Origin of the sequence: Sphingopyxis sp. (genome assembly GCF_036402335.1) — a bacterium.
GTDB lineage: Bacteria > Pseudomonadota > Alphaproteobacteria > Sphingomonadales > Sphingomonadaceae > Sphingopyxis.
Genome location: NZ_DASWTD010000311.1, coordinates 1 through 16,772, shown reverse-complemented (window position 1 = coordinate 16,772; position 16,772 = coordinate 1). Strand labels below are relative to the sequence as shown.

General features: G+C 66.5%; 14 protein-coding genes. 6 read left to right on the top strand and 8 right to left on the bottom strand.

Annotation, left to right across the window (positions count from 1 at the left end; all coding sequences use genetic code 11):
• Both VGD20_RS09695 and VGD20_RS09690 read right to left on the bottom strand, forming a co-directional pair.
• Positions 1-829: alpha/beta fold hydrolase (locus VGD20_RS09695; protein WP_331134245.1), on the bottom strand; the 829-nt coding region annotated here is incomplete at its 3' end.
• Between the two features lie 11 nt (positions 830-840).
• Entirely contained in the window at positions 841-1,029 is a 189-nt protein-coding gene (locus VGD20_RS09690; RefSeq protein ID WP_331134244.1) for a hypothetical protein, read from the bottom strand.
• A gap of 540 nt (positions 1,030-1,569) precedes the next feature.
• Between VGD20_RS09690 and VGD20_RS09685 the strand changes: the two genes are divergently transcribed.
• Complete coding sequence (locus VGD20_RS09685) at positions 1,570-2,313, top strand: DUF899 family protein (RefSeq protein ID WP_331134243.1); 744 nt, start codon at positions 1,570-1,572, stop codon at positions 2,311-2,313.
• A 39-nt stretch (positions 2,314-2,352) separates the two neighbouring features.
• Positions 2,353-3,165 carry a hypothetical protein gene (locus VGD20_RS09680; protein ID WP_331134242.1) on the top strand — a complete coding sequence of 271 codons (813 nt, stop codon included), beginning with the start codon at positions 2,353-2,355 and terminating at the stop codon, positions 3,163-3,165.
• Positions 3,166-3,191: 26 nt separating this feature from the next.
• On the opposite strand, the gene VGD20_RS09675 is transcribed toward VGD20_RS09680, so the two are convergent.
• Positions 3,192-4,109 (bottom strand): 4-hydroxy-tetrahydrodipicolinate synthase, encoded by a 918-nt coding sequence (locus tag VGD20_RS09675; RefSeq protein WP_331134241.1) that lies wholly within the window; start codon positions 4,107-4,109, stop codon positions 3,192-3,194.
• A 157-nt stretch (positions 4,110-4,266) separates the two neighbouring features.
• Here VGD20_RS09675 and VGD20_RS09670 point away from each other — a divergent pair, with 157 nt between their 5' ends.
• Both VGD20_RS09670 and VGD20_RS09665 read left to right on the top strand, forming a co-directional pair.
• Positions 4,267-5,607, top strand: coding sequence for an amidohydrolase family protein (locus VGD20_RS09670; RefSeq protein WP_331134240.1), 1,341 nt, complete (start codon positions 4,267-4,269; stop codon positions 5,605-5,607).
• A gap of 39 nt (positions 5,608-5,646) precedes the next feature.
• Positions 5,647-8,454: a pitrilysin family protein gene (locus VGD20_RS09665; protein WP_331134239.1), complete on the top strand. Its 2,808-nt coding sequence runs from the start codon at positions 5,647-5,649 to the stop codon at positions 8,452-8,454.
• A 4-nt stretch (positions 8,455-8,458) separates the two neighbouring features.
• On the opposite strand, the gene VGD20_RS09660 is transcribed toward VGD20_RS09665, so the two are convergent.
• Genes VGD20_RS09660 through VGD20_RS09640 form a run of 5 tightly spaced genes read right to left on the bottom strand, consistent with a single transcriptional unit; the run spans position 8,459 to position 14,502 of the window.
• Positions 8,459-9,724: an amidohydrolase family protein gene (locus VGD20_RS09660; RefSeq protein ID WP_331134238.1), complete on the bottom strand. Its 1,266-nt coding sequence runs from the start codon at positions 9,722-9,724 to the stop codon at positions 8,459-8,461.
• Positions 9,721-11,124 (bottom strand): amidohydrolase, encoded by a 1,404-nt coding sequence (locus tag VGD20_RS09655; protein ID WP_331134237.1) that lies wholly within the window; start codon positions 11,122-11,124, stop codon positions 9,721-9,723. Before VGD20_RS09655 ends, VGD20_RS09660 begins: the two co-directional genes overlap by 4 nt.
• Entirely contained in the window at positions 11,121-11,843 is a 723-nt protein-coding gene (locus VGD20_RS09650; RefSeq protein WP_331134236.1) for a hypothetical protein, read from the bottom strand. Before VGD20_RS09650 ends, VGD20_RS09655 begins: the two co-directional genes overlap by 4 nt.
• Complete coding sequence (locus VGD20_RS09645; RefSeq protein WP_331134235.1) at positions 11,840-13,120, bottom strand: amidohydrolase family protein; 1,281 nt, start codon at positions 13,118-13,120, stop codon at positions 11,840-11,842. The genes VGD20_RS09650 and VGD20_RS09645 overlap by 4 nt, the downstream gene beginning before the upstream one ends.
• Positions 13,117-14,502, bottom strand: coding sequence for an amidohydrolase (locus VGD20_RS09640; RefSeq protein WP_331134234.1), 1,386 nt, complete (start codon positions 14,500-14,502; stop codon positions 13,117-13,119). The genes VGD20_RS09645 and VGD20_RS09640 overlap by 4 nt, the downstream gene beginning before the upstream one ends.
• A 152-nt stretch (positions 14,503-14,654) precedes the next feature.
• Between VGD20_RS09640 and VGD20_RS09635 the strand changes: the two genes are divergently transcribed.
• Both VGD20_RS09635 and VGD20_RS09630 read left to right on the top strand, forming a co-directional pair.
• Positions 14,655-15,857 carry a PLP-dependent aminotransferase family protein gene (locus tag VGD20_RS09635; RefSeq protein ID WP_331134233.1) on the top strand — a complete coding sequence of 401 codons (1,203 nt, stop codon included), beginning with the start codon at positions 14,655-14,657 and terminating at the stop codon, positions 15,855-15,857.
• Positions 15,854-16,772: ABC transporter ATP-binding protein (locus VGD20_RS09630; protein WP_331134232.1), on the top strand; the 919-nt coding region annotated here is incomplete at its 3' end. The genes VGD20_RS09635 and VGD20_RS09630, both read left to right, overlap by 4 nt.

The window sequence follows — 16,772 nt, the reverse complement described above, 5'->3', positions numbered from 1 at the left end:
ATTCCTCATGGTGGGTCTCGAGCAGGAGATGCGCCGCATCATAGATATGCATGTCGAGCCGCTCGAGCTCGCGGCCGTAAGCGAGAATTTCCCCGATCTCGAAATAGGGGTCGTGCCGGCCCCATAGCATCAGCGCAGGCGGCTGGTGATTGCGATGATATTCCGAGATTTCGGCGAAACGGGCAACATAGTTCCCATAGTCTGCGAATATCCGGAACTGGATATCGACCCACCCCGGCTGGCTCATCCTCTCCCAGTCCAAATGCCAGCCTTCCGGTGCGAAGAATGGCACGAGCCGATCGGGGATGTCGCCGACATAGGTATGACGCACGCCCTCGAAGTTCAGCCACTCCGGCAGCTTCGCCCGGTTCTCCGGCGTCGGGTTGGCCCAATAAGCCTTGTTCGGGATCCAGTCCGGGCCAAGCCCATCCTCGTGGGCATTGCCGTTCTGAATGATGAGCCCGAGCACGCGGTCGGGGCATGCCAGCGCCAGATAATAAGCAACAGGCGCCCCGAAATCATGAACATAGAGGAAGAAGCGTTCCATCCCGATCTTCCGCGTGAGCGCGTCGATCGTCCGCGCCATGGCGTCGAACGTGTAAGGATAGTCGTCCGGGGCCTCGGTGAACCCGAACCCGGGCAGGTCGGGCGCGACGACATGCGCGACGTCCGAAAGCGGACCGATGACGTCACGAAAATAATGCGACGAGCAGGGCTGGCCGTGGAGCAGCAGTAGGCCCGGTGTATCGACGGCGCCGGCCTCGCGATAGAAGAGGTTTACCCCGTCGATCTCGGCACGAAGGTGCCTGGTTTTCCGAGCGCGGATCATGTGCTTCTCCATCAGCCATCGGGGCCTGTCTCGAGCGTGTCGTGCCACGGCCACCAGTCATAGGACTTGGTCTGCGGATATCCCCTGGGGGAATCCTCCCACAACTCCTGGCGGCCGAGCGCGAGGAGCGAGGGATAACCGTGGGGCAGCAGGACGACCGGGGCGTCCGGCGGCCCGGCCTCGCGGTAGAAGACGTCCACTCCGCCCACGGTTGTTCTGCGATGGAATATGGGAACGGGCATTTCGCCTCCGGACTGCAGATGCAAAACGCCCGGCGCAAATAGCCGTTCCTCGATCCGACACGTCGAACCCTTCCGCTCGGCGCACCCAGTCCCGCATCACACACATCGGCAATGGCCGATTGCGGACTGTCCGCTACCAAGCACGGCACGCGCGGCTCCCGGTTTCGCCCGGATCGGAAGTCGCCCCGCCGCGTGCAATCGCCGCTGCGATCGCGCGGGTTCGCTTTATGGGGCACCGGCGCGCCGCGCTGCGTCGACGCGGATCACATCGATGGCCTGGCCGCCGTAGCGTCGAAAGAAGCTGTGCATTTCATGCACACAAGCTGCTCGATCCATGCACGGAACGATGAGCGCTTCGCCATGTATATTACGCAGAGAGGCCGGAAGCGTCCGGAATAGGCAAGCTTGAGCCTCGGAAGAAGGTGCCAGCCCGTTTCGCGCTGCACGCTGCTGCCCGAGGGCTTGGACGAAGAACCAGGATCAAATCCGGAGAGGAAGATGAACATATCGGAAAATGAGGCTGCAGCGCCAATGGTGGCAGACCGGGCGACGTTCCAGATGGAACTGGACGGTCTACGGGCGCGGGAAAAGGCACATATGCGCGCTGGCGATGAAATCGCGGCGGCGCGGCGCCGGCTTCCGATGGTGGCGGTCGACGGCACGGCGCGACTGACGGGCAAGGACGGCCCGACGACCCTGCTCGACGCATTCGAGGGTCGGCGAATGCTCATCGCCTATTATTATATGTGGTTCGCCGGCAGGCCTGCAGCAAGGCAATGCCAGGGCTGCAGCTGGTTCACCTCGCAAGTGCGCGAACTAAGCTACATTCATTCGCGCGACGTGACCTATGCGACGTTCTGCCAGGGGCCTTACGACGAAAGCGCACGGTATCGCGATTTCATGGGGTGGGACGTGCCATGGTATTCGGTGACGGATTCGCTCGATGCGCTACTGGCCGGCCGCGAAGCGGGCAGCATGTACCTCATCTGCTACTTGCGACAGGGTTCCGATGTCTTCGAGACATATTGGACGACGCGGCGCGGGGTCGAGGCGATGGACAACAGCTACCGGCTTCTCGATCTCACCGTCTACGGGCGACAGGAGGAGCAGGAACTGTCGCCGCCGGGCTGGCCGCAAGGCTGGGGCGAGAATGATCGCGTCCATCCGTTCCGCGTCGACGGGCGACCGATCGCGCAATGGCCGCGCGTGAACGCCGGCATTTCCGACGATCTGGGCAACTGACCTTTCAACGACGGCGCACGACAAGCAAGGAGTCCGGCAATGAACAAGACGCATCTGACGGGAGTTTGCATGGCCTCGCTGATCTTCGCAGGATGCTCCGACGCGCCGCCAGGCGCCCGCGATGACCGGCATGAACCTGCGAAATCGGCCACCCGCGCCGCCGCGGCCGATTCCTTCCATTTGCCCCGCGACCTTGAGATACAGTTGGCAGAGAGCGCGCTCCCGCAGCATCTTCAGGAGCGCGCCACGATCTATGTGCTCGACCCGCGCAAGGGCTTTGAAGTGGCCCGCGCCGGCACAAATGGTTTCCATGCCTTTCTCGCCCGGACAGGCGACGATGCGTTTCGTGGAGACTGGCCGCTTTCGGCATATCGGGACGACATCATCTATCCAGTCGCGTTCGACGAGGCGGGATCGAAAGCCAACATGCGGGTATTTTTCGACGCGGCGGAACTCCAGGCGAAAGGCACGCCCCCTGCCGACCTCAAGAAGCTGATCAAGGAGCGCTACGCCGACGGTTATTACAAGGCACCCGATCGCGGCGGCGTTTCATACATGCTCTCGCCGATCCTGCGGACCTATATCGATCCCGAGAAGTCGGGTGATGTCGAGACATCGACCAACCCGCACATCATGCATTACGCGCCAAACGTGTCCAATCAGGCGCTCGGTGGAGTGAAGCCGGGCATCAATCCGCTCACCTTCATCATCCAGGAAGGGCCGCACGGATTTGCCGTTCAGCATCTGGGCGAAAAGGAAAGGGCCGCGATCAAGAACCAGTATGCGCCGATGCTGGAACGGCTCTGCGGGCTGAATTCGCTGTGGTGCCTTCCCCGGGACGGGGAGCGGTGAGCTCCGGTATATCGTCGTGCGCGGCCTTAGCCGGAGTAGCGATATTTTTCGGCCAGACCGAGATCTTTTACGATGCGCAGTCCGCTCGCGAGGTCCGGACTGTCGAGTTCGCGAAGCGGCTTGCGAAGGCCGCCTACCGGCAAACCGCACGCGCGCATCAGCGATTTGATCGCGACGGGATTGATCGCCGAATAGTTGAAATGGAGTAGCGGCAGAAGTTTGAGATATTGCTCGCGAAAGGTCGCCGCTTCGTCCTCCCCCGCCCAAGGCGCCGAGATGGCGGCCATTTCCGCAGGTGCGATATTGCCCCCCATGTTCGCGGTGCCGTGGCCGCCCAGCGCCATCGTAGGGACGACGAGGCCGAGGTTGGGCGAGTCGCAGCACATCACCGAAACATCTGGCGCCGCGGCCAGGATTTGCGCCACCTGCCCGACGCGCGCTGTCGATTCCTTGTGGATGACGATGTTGGGATGGCGAAAGAGCCGCAGCAGCCGGTCCCAGTGCAGATCGGTCTTCACGCGCGGCGGGTTGTTATAGATGCCGAGCGGCAGGTCGACCGCGTCGGCAACCTCCAGATAGAATTGCTCGATATCGGCTTCCGACGCGCAGATATAGGGCGGCGGCGCGATGATCGCGCCATCGGCGCCGTTCGCCGCCGCAAAACGGACATTCTCGATCACCTGCCCGGTCGACGGGCCGGTACAGCCATAGAAAAAGGCCATGCCGCCCGTCCGCATCTTCACCGTTTCGACAATGATCCGCTTTTTCTCCTCGGGCGAGAGGAGCGACGGCTCGCCGGTCGATCCCATGAACAGGATCGCGCGCGTTCCATGTTGCTGCTGACGATCGAGCAGCATCCGCCATGCGCCGAAATCAATCTCTCCCCGACTGTCGAACGGCGTAACTGTCGCGACGAAAGATCCCTCGATCCGGGTAACAGACATGGCGCGCCTCCCTGAAAATGCCATTGGACAATGACAATGAGGGGTGGGACCGTCGAAATCCGCCATCCGGGCTGGCGGATTTGGGCGCGTCGCCGCTCATATAGTCAGGAGCAGCGATCCCGGCGCCGGTTGGCCGGGACCTTGCGGGGGATCAACGATGCGGAAAACCGCCAATGGCATCGCGCGAGCACTCGCGGCCGGCCTTTTGTTGCTATGCGCGGGATCGGCGGCGACGGGGTCGGCGCAGGATGCGTCGGAGACGATCGTCCTGCGCGCCGCACGGATGTTCGACGCGACGAGCGAACGGATGCGCAGCGACGCCGTCGTTGTCGTCCGGAACGGGCAAATCATCGGCGTCGGGGACGACGCCCCGATCCCCGACGGTGCGCGGACGATCGATCTTGGCGATGCCACGCTGCTGCCGGGGTTCATCGACGTCCATTCGCATCTGACGCTCGAACCCGACGAAAATTATTATCGAAAGACACTCAACGAGTTGATGCGCAATCCAACCGAAATGGCCTTTTACGCAGGCGCCAACGCCCGCCGGACGCTCGAGGCGGGCTTCACCACCGTGCGCCACGTCGGTGCGCGCGAGTTCATCGACGTCGGCCTTCGCAACGCGATCGCTGCGAACCTGACCCCTGGGCCACGGATCCTCGCGGCGGGCAATGCGATCACCGCCACCGGGGGAAGTTGCGACCGGGCGCCCTACCCCACACAGCGCGTCGCGCCGCTGACCCCGCGCGAAGGCGTGTGCACCGGCGCCGACCAGTGCCGCGACGCCGTGCGCAACCAGATCAAATGGGGCGCCGACGTCATCAAGGTCTGCGCGTCGGGCGGCGTTCTTTCCTATGATCCCGTCGACGTCCCGCAGTTCACGCGCGAGGAACTCGACGCAGCGATCGGCGAAGCGCATCATTGGGGACGCAAGGTCGCGGCGCATTCGCACGGCGACACCGCTTCGCGGCTCGCGGTCGAGGCGGGGGTCGATTCGATCGAGCATGGCAGCTTCCTCTCCGAAGACACGCTGAAGCGGATGAAGGCAAAAGGCGTCTTTCTGGTCCCCACCTTCATGGCGATCGACTGGGTGGAGAAGAACGCCGACAGTTATCCGCCCAATATCGCCGAGAAAGCCCGCGCCGCCGCCGCCGCGCACGGCGATATGTTCAAGACCGCGCTGCGCCTCGGCGTGCCGATCGCGCTCGGCACCGATGCGACGGTGCGGCCCGACGGTCACGGCCGCAACGCCATGGAATTTGGTCTGATGGTCGATGCCGGCATGCCGCCCGTGGCGGCGCTGCTCGCGGGGACGAGCAACGCGGCGCGCCTCCTCGGCCTCGACGCCGAAATCGGGACGCTCGGCGTCGGCAAGGCGGCCGACATCGTCGCCGTGCCCGGCAATCCGATCATCGACATCCGCGTCACCGAAAGGCCGCTCTTCGTCATGCAGCGCGGCCGCGTGATCCGGCAGGGCGGCCAGTCGCTGCTCCACTGAAACCCGGTCTCCTTTTCGCCAAAGTCCAAGGAAAACCCGATGCGCAGTTTGCTCACCGTCCTGCTCCTCGCTGCGAGCCCGCTGCCTTTCGCCTCCGTCGCGGCGGCGGAAAGCGAAGCGGCGGCACCGTCGCTGCTCGACGTCCCGCGGCTCGACTTCACCAGGCGCGTGCTCGCCAACGGCGCGACGCTCTATGCAATCCGTGACACCGGCACCGCGACGGTCTCGGTCAACATCTGGTACGACGTCGGGCAGCGCGACGACCCCCCGGCACGCGGCGGCTTCGCGCACCTGTTCGAGCATCTGATGTTCAAGACGACGCGCAACCTGCCCGGCGGGGTGCTCGAAGCGGTCAATGCGATGGGCGGCAACACCAACGCCTCGACGCTGTTCGACTATACCGACTATTACATCACCGTTCCCGCAAACCAGCTCGAAGGCATGCTCTGGCTCGAGGGCGAGCGGCTGCGCAACCTCGTGATCGACGAGAAATCCTTCCACTCCGAACGCGACGTCGTGAAGGAAGAACTGCGCCAGCGCGTCCTGTCGCAGCCCTATGGACGCATCCTCTATACATTGCTCCCCGCCTTCGCGTTCGACGGCCACCCCTATGCCCGCCCGATCGGCGGCACGATCGCCGATCTCGACCAGGCCGAGCTCGCCGATGTCCAGGCGTTTCACGAAGCCTATTACCGGCCCGACAATGCTGTCTTCGTCGTCTCGGGCAATTTCGATCCGGCCCAGCTCGACGCCTGGGCCGACCGCTACCTCGGTTCGGTGCCGCGCCCCGACCGCGCGATCCCGCGCGATCCCGCAAGGGGCCGTCCGGTCACGGCGCGGACGATCGACGCCTATGCGCCGAACGTTCCGCTACCCGCAGTCGCCTTTGCCTGGCGCGCACCCTTCGCCGCCGACGCCGATGCGGCAGGTATCGACCTGATCGAGGCGGTGCTCACGCGCGGCTCTGCATCGCGCCTGCGGCGCCACCTGATCGACGAAAAGGGCGTCGCGTCGGCAGTCACCAGCTACAATCTCCCGGCCCGCGACGGCCACGCCTTCGCGCTTGTCGTGACGCTCGCCAAGGGGCGCGAAATCGCCGATGCCGAAGCGGCGCTTGCGGGAGAGATCGCGCGGCTTCGCGACACGCCGCTGCCCCCTGCCGAACTCGACGCCGTCAAGAACGGCCTGTTCGGCGACGCGCTCGCGCGGCGCGAGACTGCGCGCGGCCGCGCCTACGAGCTTGGCGGCGGTGCCGCGCTGACCGGCGACCCGTCGCTCGCCGATGCGCGGCTCGACGCCATCCGCCGGATGACCTCCGCCGACCTCCAGCGTGCCGCGAAGAGCTGGCTCGATGACAATAGAAGAGTGACGCTGCGCTATCGCGACGAAAGCCTGCGCCCGGCGGGCTACAGCGGCGACAGCACCCCCGACGTATCCAGAATGGGTCCCGTGGTCCCGCCCGCAAGCCAGCCGCCGGTCGTCATCGCGAGCGAGGGTTCCCGCGAAGCCCGCCCCGGTCCCGCCGAAGCTCTCCCCTCGGTGGCGCCGGCGCTGACCGAGCGCCGCCTTTCCAACGGCCTGCGCGTCGTCGTCGCTCAATCGTCGAAGGTTCCGCTCGCGAGCGTCCGGCTCGTCATCGACGGCGGCGACGCCGCGGATCCCGCGGGCGAGGCCGGACGCGGCGACATTGCCGCGGCGCTGGCGCTCAAGGGTGCGGGCGGGCGCAGCGCCGACCGGATCGCCAGCGATATCGCGGCGCTCGGCGGCACGATCGGCGCGAGCTCGGACGCCGATGCGACGGTCTTTTCGGTCAATGCGCCTGCCGCCAATATCGAGGCAGCGGCACGTATTCTCGCCGACGTCGCGATGCGGCCCGATTTTCCCGCCGACGCGCTCGAAACGGTGCGCGGCCAGCAAGTGTCCGCAATCGCCGTCGCCGCGAAACAGCCGATGCAGACCGCGATGCGCGCACTGCCCGCCGCGATCTTTGGCAAGACAGCCTATGGCGCGGTCCCGACCGCCGCCAGCCTTGGCGCGGTAACGCGGGGCGGCATCGCCAACGCGCAGCGCGAAACCTGGGGCCCGAAGGCCGCGACGCTGATCGTCACCGGCGCGCTGTCGTCCGAGGCCGCCATCGCGCTGGCCGAACGCAGCTTCGGCGCGTGGAAGGGCGGCATGGCCCCGGCTTCGACGCCCCGCGGTACCGTATCGGTCAGGCCGCGCGTGGTCGCGGTCGACATGCCGGGGGTCGCGCAGGCGGCGGTCATCGCCGCGCTGCCCGCCGCCGGGCGGCGCGATGCCGACTGGCCCTCGCTCCGCATCGCCAACGCTGCACTCGGCGGCGGCTTCCAGGGCTGGCTGACGCAGGAGATCCGCGTCAAACGCGGCCTCACCTACGGCGCCGGCAGCCTGCTCGACAGCCGCCGCGACGCCGCCTTTCTGATGGCCGTCACCCAGACCAAGACCGCCTCGGCGAACGAGGTGGTCGGGTTGATCCTCGATCAGATCGGGCGTTTCGGCCGCGAACCGATCGACGCCGCGCGCGCCGGCGAGCGCAGCGTCTACCTTGCCAATGGTCTGTCGGGACAGACCGAACGCGCCGCGGGCCTCGCCGATTATCTGGCCACGCTGGCTGCAAGTGGTGCGCCGCTGGAGGCGCTGTCTGCCGAACTCGCATCGTCGGCGCCGCCGCCGCCCGAACGCATCGCCGCTGCGATCGCCGCTCATCTGCGTGCCGATCAGGCGACCATCGTCATCGCGGGCGATTCAAGCCAGTGGATCGGCGCGCTCCGCCAACGCTTCCCGGCGCTCGAACTGGTCGATATCGACGGGAAGCCGCTGCCCTGAGCGATCAGGGCGGGGACGGCATATAGCGGTCGCGCAATTCCAGCGGGCGGGCCGTAAGCGGCTTTTCGCTTCCCTCGACGAACAGCGCCTGCGGCTGCGAGAGCGGTTCGAGCGGGTCGCCGTTCCACAGCACCAAATCGGCGGCGCGCCCCGTCTCGAGCGTCCCGATGCGGTCGGAGACGCCAAAGACCCGCGCGGGGTTGACGGTGATCGCGGCCACCGCTGCGTCATGCGGCAAGCCCCAGGCGACGGCGTTGCCCGCGCCATAGCGCAGCTCGCGCGCGCGGTGCGCGACGCCGCTTCCCGTCTTGATGACGATCGTAACCCCGGCGGCGTGAAGCCGTGCGGCATTTTCCATCGTTGCACCGAGCTCGGAGAAGCTGCGCGGCAAATCGGCGAGCGGATCGAGGATGACGGGGACTTTCGCGGCGGATATCGCATCCGCAACGCGCCACCCCTCCTCCGCGCCGTCGAGGATGATGCGCAGCTTCTCCTCGCGCGCTAGCGCGATCACTTCGCGGATATCCGACGCGCGATCGACTTTGACGATCAACGGCATGCGGCCCTGGGCCACCGGAACGAGCGCCTCGAGATCGACGCGCGAAAGCGGCTGCGGCCGTCCCTCGCCGCGATCATAGGCCGCGCGGTGCGCGGCGAAATGACGGACGTCGGCCAGCGTCGCGCGTAGCTGGACGATCGCCGATCCGCGCGCGCCGCCCGCACGCTCGGCCCCGCCCTCGCCCATCTCCAGCACCATCGCGGCGCGCGCACGCGTCACCATTTGCGGTCGCTGGGCAAGATCGATCACCGCGGCCTGCCCGGCGAACTGCAGCGCCCTTCCGCGACGGTCGTCATAGAGCGGCGTGGTCACCGCATGGGTGATGCCCGCAAGCCGCGACACGGGCAGCAGGATCGAGTCGGGGTTAAGGCCGAGCGAAATGTCGAAGCCCGCGCTGATCGCCGCGCTGTGTGTCGCACGATCTGCGCTCGCCGGAACCTGGCTGACCTCGACCGCCCCCAGCGTGCTGTCAGTCTGGATGAAACCCGGCGTCACGACCCCGCCGCGCCCGTCGATAATGCGCGCATCGGAGGGAACCGCGACATCGGCACCGAGCGCCGCGATGCGTCCGTCGCGGATCACGATCGTACCCCGCTCGACCTCGCCGGTGCCGGTCATTGTCATTAGCCGCGCATCGACGATCGCAATCGTCTCCGCCGAAGCCGGGGTCGCAAGAAGAAGCGCCGCAAGCGCAGCAAACCGGCGGGTCATGGTGTCTCTCCGGGCTGGCCGAGCAGGAAGTCGGAATGGCGGCGATAGCGGGCGTCGGCACGGTCGAAGACGATACCGCCGTCGATCCAGACCTTTTCGGCGCGCGCATAGATGCTGAACGGGTCGTGGCTCCACAGGACGACATCGGCATTCTTGCCGGGTTCCAGCGTCCCGACCCGGTCGGCGATGCCGAGCGCCTTCGCCGGATTGGCGGTGAACCAGCGGATCGCGTCGGCCTTGCTGATGCGGATCCCCGCGCGCCACGCCGCCGACAGCGCCGCCGCAGCCTCCTGGTTCAGCCGCTGGATGACGACCGGATCGTCCGAATGGATGATCGCGCAGCCGCCTGCGGCGTGCACGAGCGCTGCATTCTCCTCGATCGCGTCATATACCTCCATCTTGTATCCCCACCAATTGGCCCAGGTGGCGACGCAAATGTCTTCCTTCGCCAGCAACGGTGCGATCTTGTAGGCCTCGTTAGCGTGATGGAAGGTGCGGATTTTGAACCCGAACTCGCGCGAGATATCGATCATGTTCGCCATCTCGTCGGCGCGGTAGCAGTGGTTCTGGACGAGGATTTCGCCCTTCAGGACCCCGGCGAGGGTCTCGAGCTGCAGGTCGCGCTTCGGCGCCTCGCCGGTCCGGCCGGCTGCCTCCCATTTGTCCCGGCGGCGCGCATAATCCTGCGCATCGATCCATGCCTTGCGATAGCCCGCGACATTGCCCATCCGCGTCGCCGGCGATCGTCCCTTCCCGCCATAGACGCGCTTCGGATTCTCGCCGCACGCGATTTTCAGGCCATAAGGGGCGCCCGGGAACTTCATGCCCTGCATCGTCACCGATGGCACATTCTTCAGCGTCACGCTGCGCCCGCCGAACAGGTTGCCCGACCCGGGCAGGATCATCATCGCCGTAACCCCTGCCTCGCGTGCCGCATCGAAGCCGGGATCCTGCGGCCAGACCGAATGTTCGACCCACACCTGCGCGGTGTTCGGATCGGTCATCTCGTTGACGTCGTTATGCGCGTCGACCGACTCGGGCTGTGCCCAGGCCCCGAGGTGCGAGTGCGCATCGATGACCCCCGGGGTTACCCATTTGCCCCGCGCGTCGACCGTCCGATAGCCGTCCGGTACCGCGAGCGACGCGCCGACGGCGGCGATCTTGCCGCCCTCCATCAGCACGGTGCCGTTCGCAATCTCTTCGCCCGTCGCGGTCAGCACGGTGGCACCCACCAATGCGACGCGTTCGGCGGCGGGCGCATGGTAGGTGCCTGGATAGGGATCGCGGTCGATCGCGGGCGCCGCATCGGCGACGGGCGCCGACGCCGGTTGCGGCCGCCCGGACGCGGCGCAGCCCGCGAGCGCGGTGGCCGCGAGGAGGACGAGCGCGGCGTGCCTCATTTGGCGTCGGGGGTGACCGAGCGGACCACACCGCCCTTGTCGTCGAGGAAGTCGATCGACGCCTTGCCGTCCGGGGTGACCTTCATCAGGATGCGCGGACGCCCCATGGCGTCGTTCAGCATCACCGCCGACTCGCGGTCGCGGGTCTTTCCGACATAGAGTCGCTGACGGCCGAAGCTGCCGTCCGCCTGCACCTTTTGCAGCGCGGCGGTCTTTTCGGGGCCGTCGGGCATCTTCGACAGCCGCTCGGCCATATCGAAATCGAGCGGGGCGTCGGGACGGTCGTTGACCACCATCGCGGCCCAGCGCCGGCCGTTATACTCATTCTGTGTCAGCTGGATCACCTGATCCTGCTCATATTGGTCGAAACTCAGGTGGCCGCCGCCCGATACCTTGCCGTCGGGTCCTTTCTGCCCGCTGAAGGTCAGGCCGCCGTTCTCGGACCCTTCGTTGTTGTAGAAGATGATCCCGGCGCCGCGGTTGCCGCTCGGGTGCGGGCGTTCCTTGCCGTGCATGATGATCCCAGGCGAGCGACTGGTATTCGATACGATCATGCGGATCGTCCCGTCGTCCTCGCGGATATTGATGCGTTTGACGTCGATCTCGTCGAACGCCGCCTTGGCGGGGGCGGTGTCGGCGCCGGCACTGGTCGTCATGGCGATGGCGCAGGCGGCGGTGAGCACGCCCGAATAAAGAACAAGAAGGCGATTGGCGTTCATGGCGTTTCTCCATTGGCAGAAGGCAGGACGGCGGGAAGATAACGGTCGCGAAGCTCGGTCGCGCGCGATGTCATCGGCTGCGCGGCGCCGCGGATGAAGACCGCGGTCGGGCGCGCGAGCGTATCGAGCGGATCGCCGTCCCAGATCACGACATCGCCTTCCTTGCCCGCCTCGAGCGAACCGATACGGTCGGCGAGCCCGAAAATGCGCGCGGGATTGATCGTGATCGCGGCGAGCGCCGCCTTCCGGTCGAGCCCGTTCGCAGCCGCGTTGCCCGCATTGTAACGCATCTCGCGCTCGCGGTGATTGCCATTGCCCTCAATCGCGATGGTGACCCCCGCGGCGGCGAGACGTGCTGCATTGGTCAGGGTCGCGCCCAGCATCTCGAACGATGCGGGCGTATTTTCGACTGGCGTCAAAAGGACCGGAACCCCCGCGGCGGCGATCTCTTCCGCGACGCGCCAGCCCTCGCTCGCGCTTTCGAGGATCAGCTTCAGCCGTTCTTCGCGCGCCAGCGCCAGCGCATCGCGAATGTCGGCGGCGCGGTTCGCGCTGACGAGCAGCGGCATGCGCCCCTCGACGACGGGGATGAGCGCGTCCATGTCGGCGCGGGACAGCGTATAATCGCGCGTTTCGCCGCGATCATAGGCGGCGCGCCGCGCCTTGTAGTCGCGCACCTCGGCAAAAAGCGCGCGCAGTGCGACGAGTTCGGCGGCGCGGGCACCCCCCGCGCGCTCGGCCCCGGCGTCGCCCATGTCGAGCACCATCGCGACGCCACGCTTCATCAGCATCGCCGGTCCATCGAGTGCGACCGCGGCCGCCTGCCCGGCAAAAAGCAGCTCGCGGTCGCTTCTGTCCTTATAGGTCGGCGTCGTGATCGCACGCGTGATACCGCCGAGCCGCGCGACGGGGATCAGCAGCGAGTCGGGATTGAGACCATAGCCCGCGTCGAAAGCCGCGCTGAACTCATCCGCATCGGTCGCGCGGTCATCGGTCGTCTCGACCGCGCGCACTTCGATCAGCCCGAGCGCGGTGCCCGCCGCGACAAGGCCAGGAGTCACGATCCTGCCCGTCGCATCGACGATTTTCGCTTCGGCGGGCACCGCGACATCGGCCCCCACTGCGACGATCCGGCCGCCCGAGATCAGAACCGTACCGCGCTCGATCTCTCCCGCCGGCCCCATCGTGACGACGCGGCCGCCGGTGATCGCGACGGTCTGGGCCGCGGCGGATCCGGCGCAGGCAAGTGCGAGCGCGACGGCAAGAGCGCGGATCATCGCACGAACTCCTGTCCGGGCTGGCCGAGTATGAAGTCCGACGGTCTTTGATGGCGCGGATCAGACCGATCCCACTGAACGACGCCGTCGACCCAGACACGATCGGCGAGCGCATAGACGCTGAACGGGTTCGCGCTCCACAGCACGACGTCGGCCATCTTGCCCGGCTCGAGCGTGCCGACCTTGTCGGCGATCCCCATCGCCTTCGCGGGATTGGCCGTAATCCACTTGATCGCCTCGCCGCGACTGACCGGCAGGCCGGCGTGATTGGCGGCAGTCATCGCGATTCCGGCTTCCTGGTTGAGTCGCTGGATCAGCAGGCCGTCGTCCGAATGGATGATCGCGCAGCCGCCCGCGGCGTCGACCATCGGGGCATTCTCCTCGATCCCGTCGAGCGATTCCATCTTGGCGCCCCAACTGTTCGCCCAAGTCGCGACGCAAATGTCTTCTTTCGCGAGCAAGGGCGCGATCTTGAACGCTTCATTGGCGTGGTGGAAAGTACGTATTTTGAACCCGAATTCGCGTGCGACATCGATCATCACCGCCATCTCGTCGGCGCGGTAGCAGTGGTTCTGGACGAGGATTTCGCCGCGCAGCACCCCGGCGAGCGTTTCGAGCTGCAAGTCGCGTTTCGGCGGATCGCCGGCCTTGCCGCCCGCTTCCCACTTGTCCTGGCGGCGAACATAATCGGCGGCGTCGATCCACGCCTTGCGATAGCCCGCAACATTGCCCATCCGCGTCGCGGGGGAGCGCCCCTTGCTGCCGTAGACGCGCTTCGGATTCTCGCCGCACGCGATCTTCAGGCCATAGGGGGCGCCCGGGAACTTCATCCCCTGCGCCGTCACCGACGGCACATTCTTCAGCGTCACCGAACGGCCGCCGAACAGGTTGGCCGAACCGGGAAGGATCATCAGGCTCGTCACCCCGCCCGCCCGCGCGAGGCGGAACTTCGGATCCTGCGGCCAGACCGAATGCTCCGCCCAGACCTCGGCCGTATTGGGCGCGACGGCTTCATTGCTGTCTTCGTGCGATGGCGTGGCAGGTGATGGCGCGACACCGAGGTGCGAATGCGCGTCGATGATCCCGGGGGTCACCCATTTGCCGCGGCCGTCGACCCGGACATAGGCTTCGGGCACCGGGAGCGCCGCCCCTACCGCCTCGACCTTGCCGTTCGCGATCAGCACCGTCGCATCGGCGATTTCGGTTCCTGTGCCTGTCAGCACGGTCGCCCCGACGATCGCCAGCGGCGCCGATGCAGCGGGCCGATAGGTCGAGGGAAAGGGATCGTCGGGTGCGCCATGCGCCGCGAGCGCCGTACCAGCGGTCGTCAGCGATATCAGCGCAACGCACGCCATGCCCAGATGCTTCATCGTCGACGTCATTTTGCCCGCCTCCCGATCTGGATGAGCGACGAACGCCGTGAATCCGCCATTCGTTTTTTGCCCGTCCGGCGATGGCGGATTCGCCCTCATGAACCATCGTTCCCGGCAGGTGAGCTGTTCCGCGGCAGGCGGGGTAATGGAGGGGCCGAAATTTGTGGAATGACAATTGCCTGGCGCGCCGGGCCGAACATCTTTCGACGCAGCTTCCCGCTCCTCATTTCCCTTCGGAATTCGGCGACGAGATCATCCTGTTCGATTCGGGTTTCGCGGCGCCGCAGCTGCTCCCCGACCTCAGCCGGTTCGCAGCCGATGCGCTGACCGGGCACCGCGACGAGGTGCTGCAATATGCGTCGGGCCGTGGGCAGCCCTATCTGCGCGAATGGCTCGCGGAGTGGATGAACGAGGACGGCTGCACGCTGACCGCCGACCACATCCTGATTACCAATGGCGCCAAGCAGGGCATCGACCTTGTCTGCCGCCTGCTGCTCGACGAAGGCGATGCGATCGTCGTCACCGCACCGACCTATTTCACAGCCATCCCCATCTTCCGCAATTACGGCGCCGAGTTCATCGAGATCGGGCAGGACGAGGCGGGGCTCGACGTCGACGCGCTCGAGGCAGCGCTCGATGCGCGCGCTGCCGCAGGAAAGGCGCCGCCCAAATTCATCTACAATATCCCCGAATTCCATAATCCGACCGGCGCGACGATGCCGGCCGCGCGGCGCGAAGCGCTCGTCGCGCTGGCCGGGGCGCGGGGCATTCCGATCGTCGAGGACAGCCCCTATCGCCGCGTGCGCTTCGATGGCCCCGACGCGCCCCTGCTGAAAGCGCTCGATCGCTCGGGATCGGTCTTTCACCTCGGCACATTCTCCAAGCTCGTCGCGCCGGGCCTCCGGATCGGCTGGGTCGCCGCCGAGCCCGCGCTAGTCGCGCGGATGGTCCAGCTCAAATCCGAGGGCGGTTCGTCGCCGCTCATCCAGCGGACCATCTATGAATTCGCGCGTTCGGACCAGTTTTCGGCGCATATCGCACGCGTGCAGCACGAATATCGCAAGCGCCGGGATCATATCATCGCCGCCGTCGCGCGCGAGCTCCCGGACGCCGCGGTCGCGGTACCCGACGGCGGCTATTATGTGTGGCTGACGCTGCCCGACCATGTCGACGGCGACTTGCTCGCCGCACGCGCCCACGACGCCGGGGTTCATCTGATCGCGGGCAGCCGCTTCTTCGCCGCACAAAGCGCCGCTGCTCCGCGGAACCATATCCGCCTGTCCTACAGCTACACGACGCCGGGTCAGATCGACGACGGGGTCAGGCGGCTCGGCTCAGCCTATCGGGCGCTGATCGGCCAATGACCACCGCTTCACCTCTCGTCGAGTTTCGCGGTGTCGAGAAACGCTATGCCGCGAGCGGCCCGGCCGCCGTCACCGACCTCGACCTTGCGATCGAACGCGGGGAATTTCTGACGCTGCTCGGCCCGTCGGGATCGGGCAAGACGACGACGCTGATGATGCTCGCGGGGTTCGAGACACCGAGCGCAGGCGAGATATTGCTGGGCGGCGCATCGCTTGCCGACCGACCGCCGTACCGGCGCAACATGGGCGTTGTTTTCCAGAATTACGCGCTGTTCCCGCATATGAGCGTTGCCGAAAATGTCGCCTTCCCGTTGCGCGTGCGCGCGATCAGGGGAAGCGAAGCCGCGAAGAAAGTCGCGAACGCGCTGGCGCTGGTAAAACTCAACGGACTCGGCGAGCGGCGTCCCGACGCGTTGTCGGGCGGACAGCGCCAGCGCGTCGCGCTCGCGCGCGCGCTGGTGTTCGAACCCGACCTTGTGCTGATGGACGAGCCGCTCGGCGCGCTCGACCGCCAGCTTCGCGAACATCTGCAGGTCGAGATCAAGCGGATCCAGCGCGCACTGGGGCTCACCATCGTCTACGTCACCCACGATCAGGGCGAGGCGTTGACGATGTCCGACCGGATCGCGGTGTTCGCGGCGGGGCGCATCCAGCAGGTCGGCCGTCCCGACACGATCTACGAAACACCCGCCAACGCGTTCGTTGCCGGCTTCGTCGGCGAAAACAACATGCTCGCGGGTACGGTAGTGACGCGGCAGGGCGATCAATGCGCTATCCGGCTGCCCGGCGGCCAGATCGTCCGCGCCATGGCGACCGGCGAAATCATGGCCGGAGCCCCCGTGATCGCGGCTATCCGTCCCGAGCATGTCGAGACCGGCGCTACCCCTCCTGCCTGCTGCAATGCCATCGAAGCAC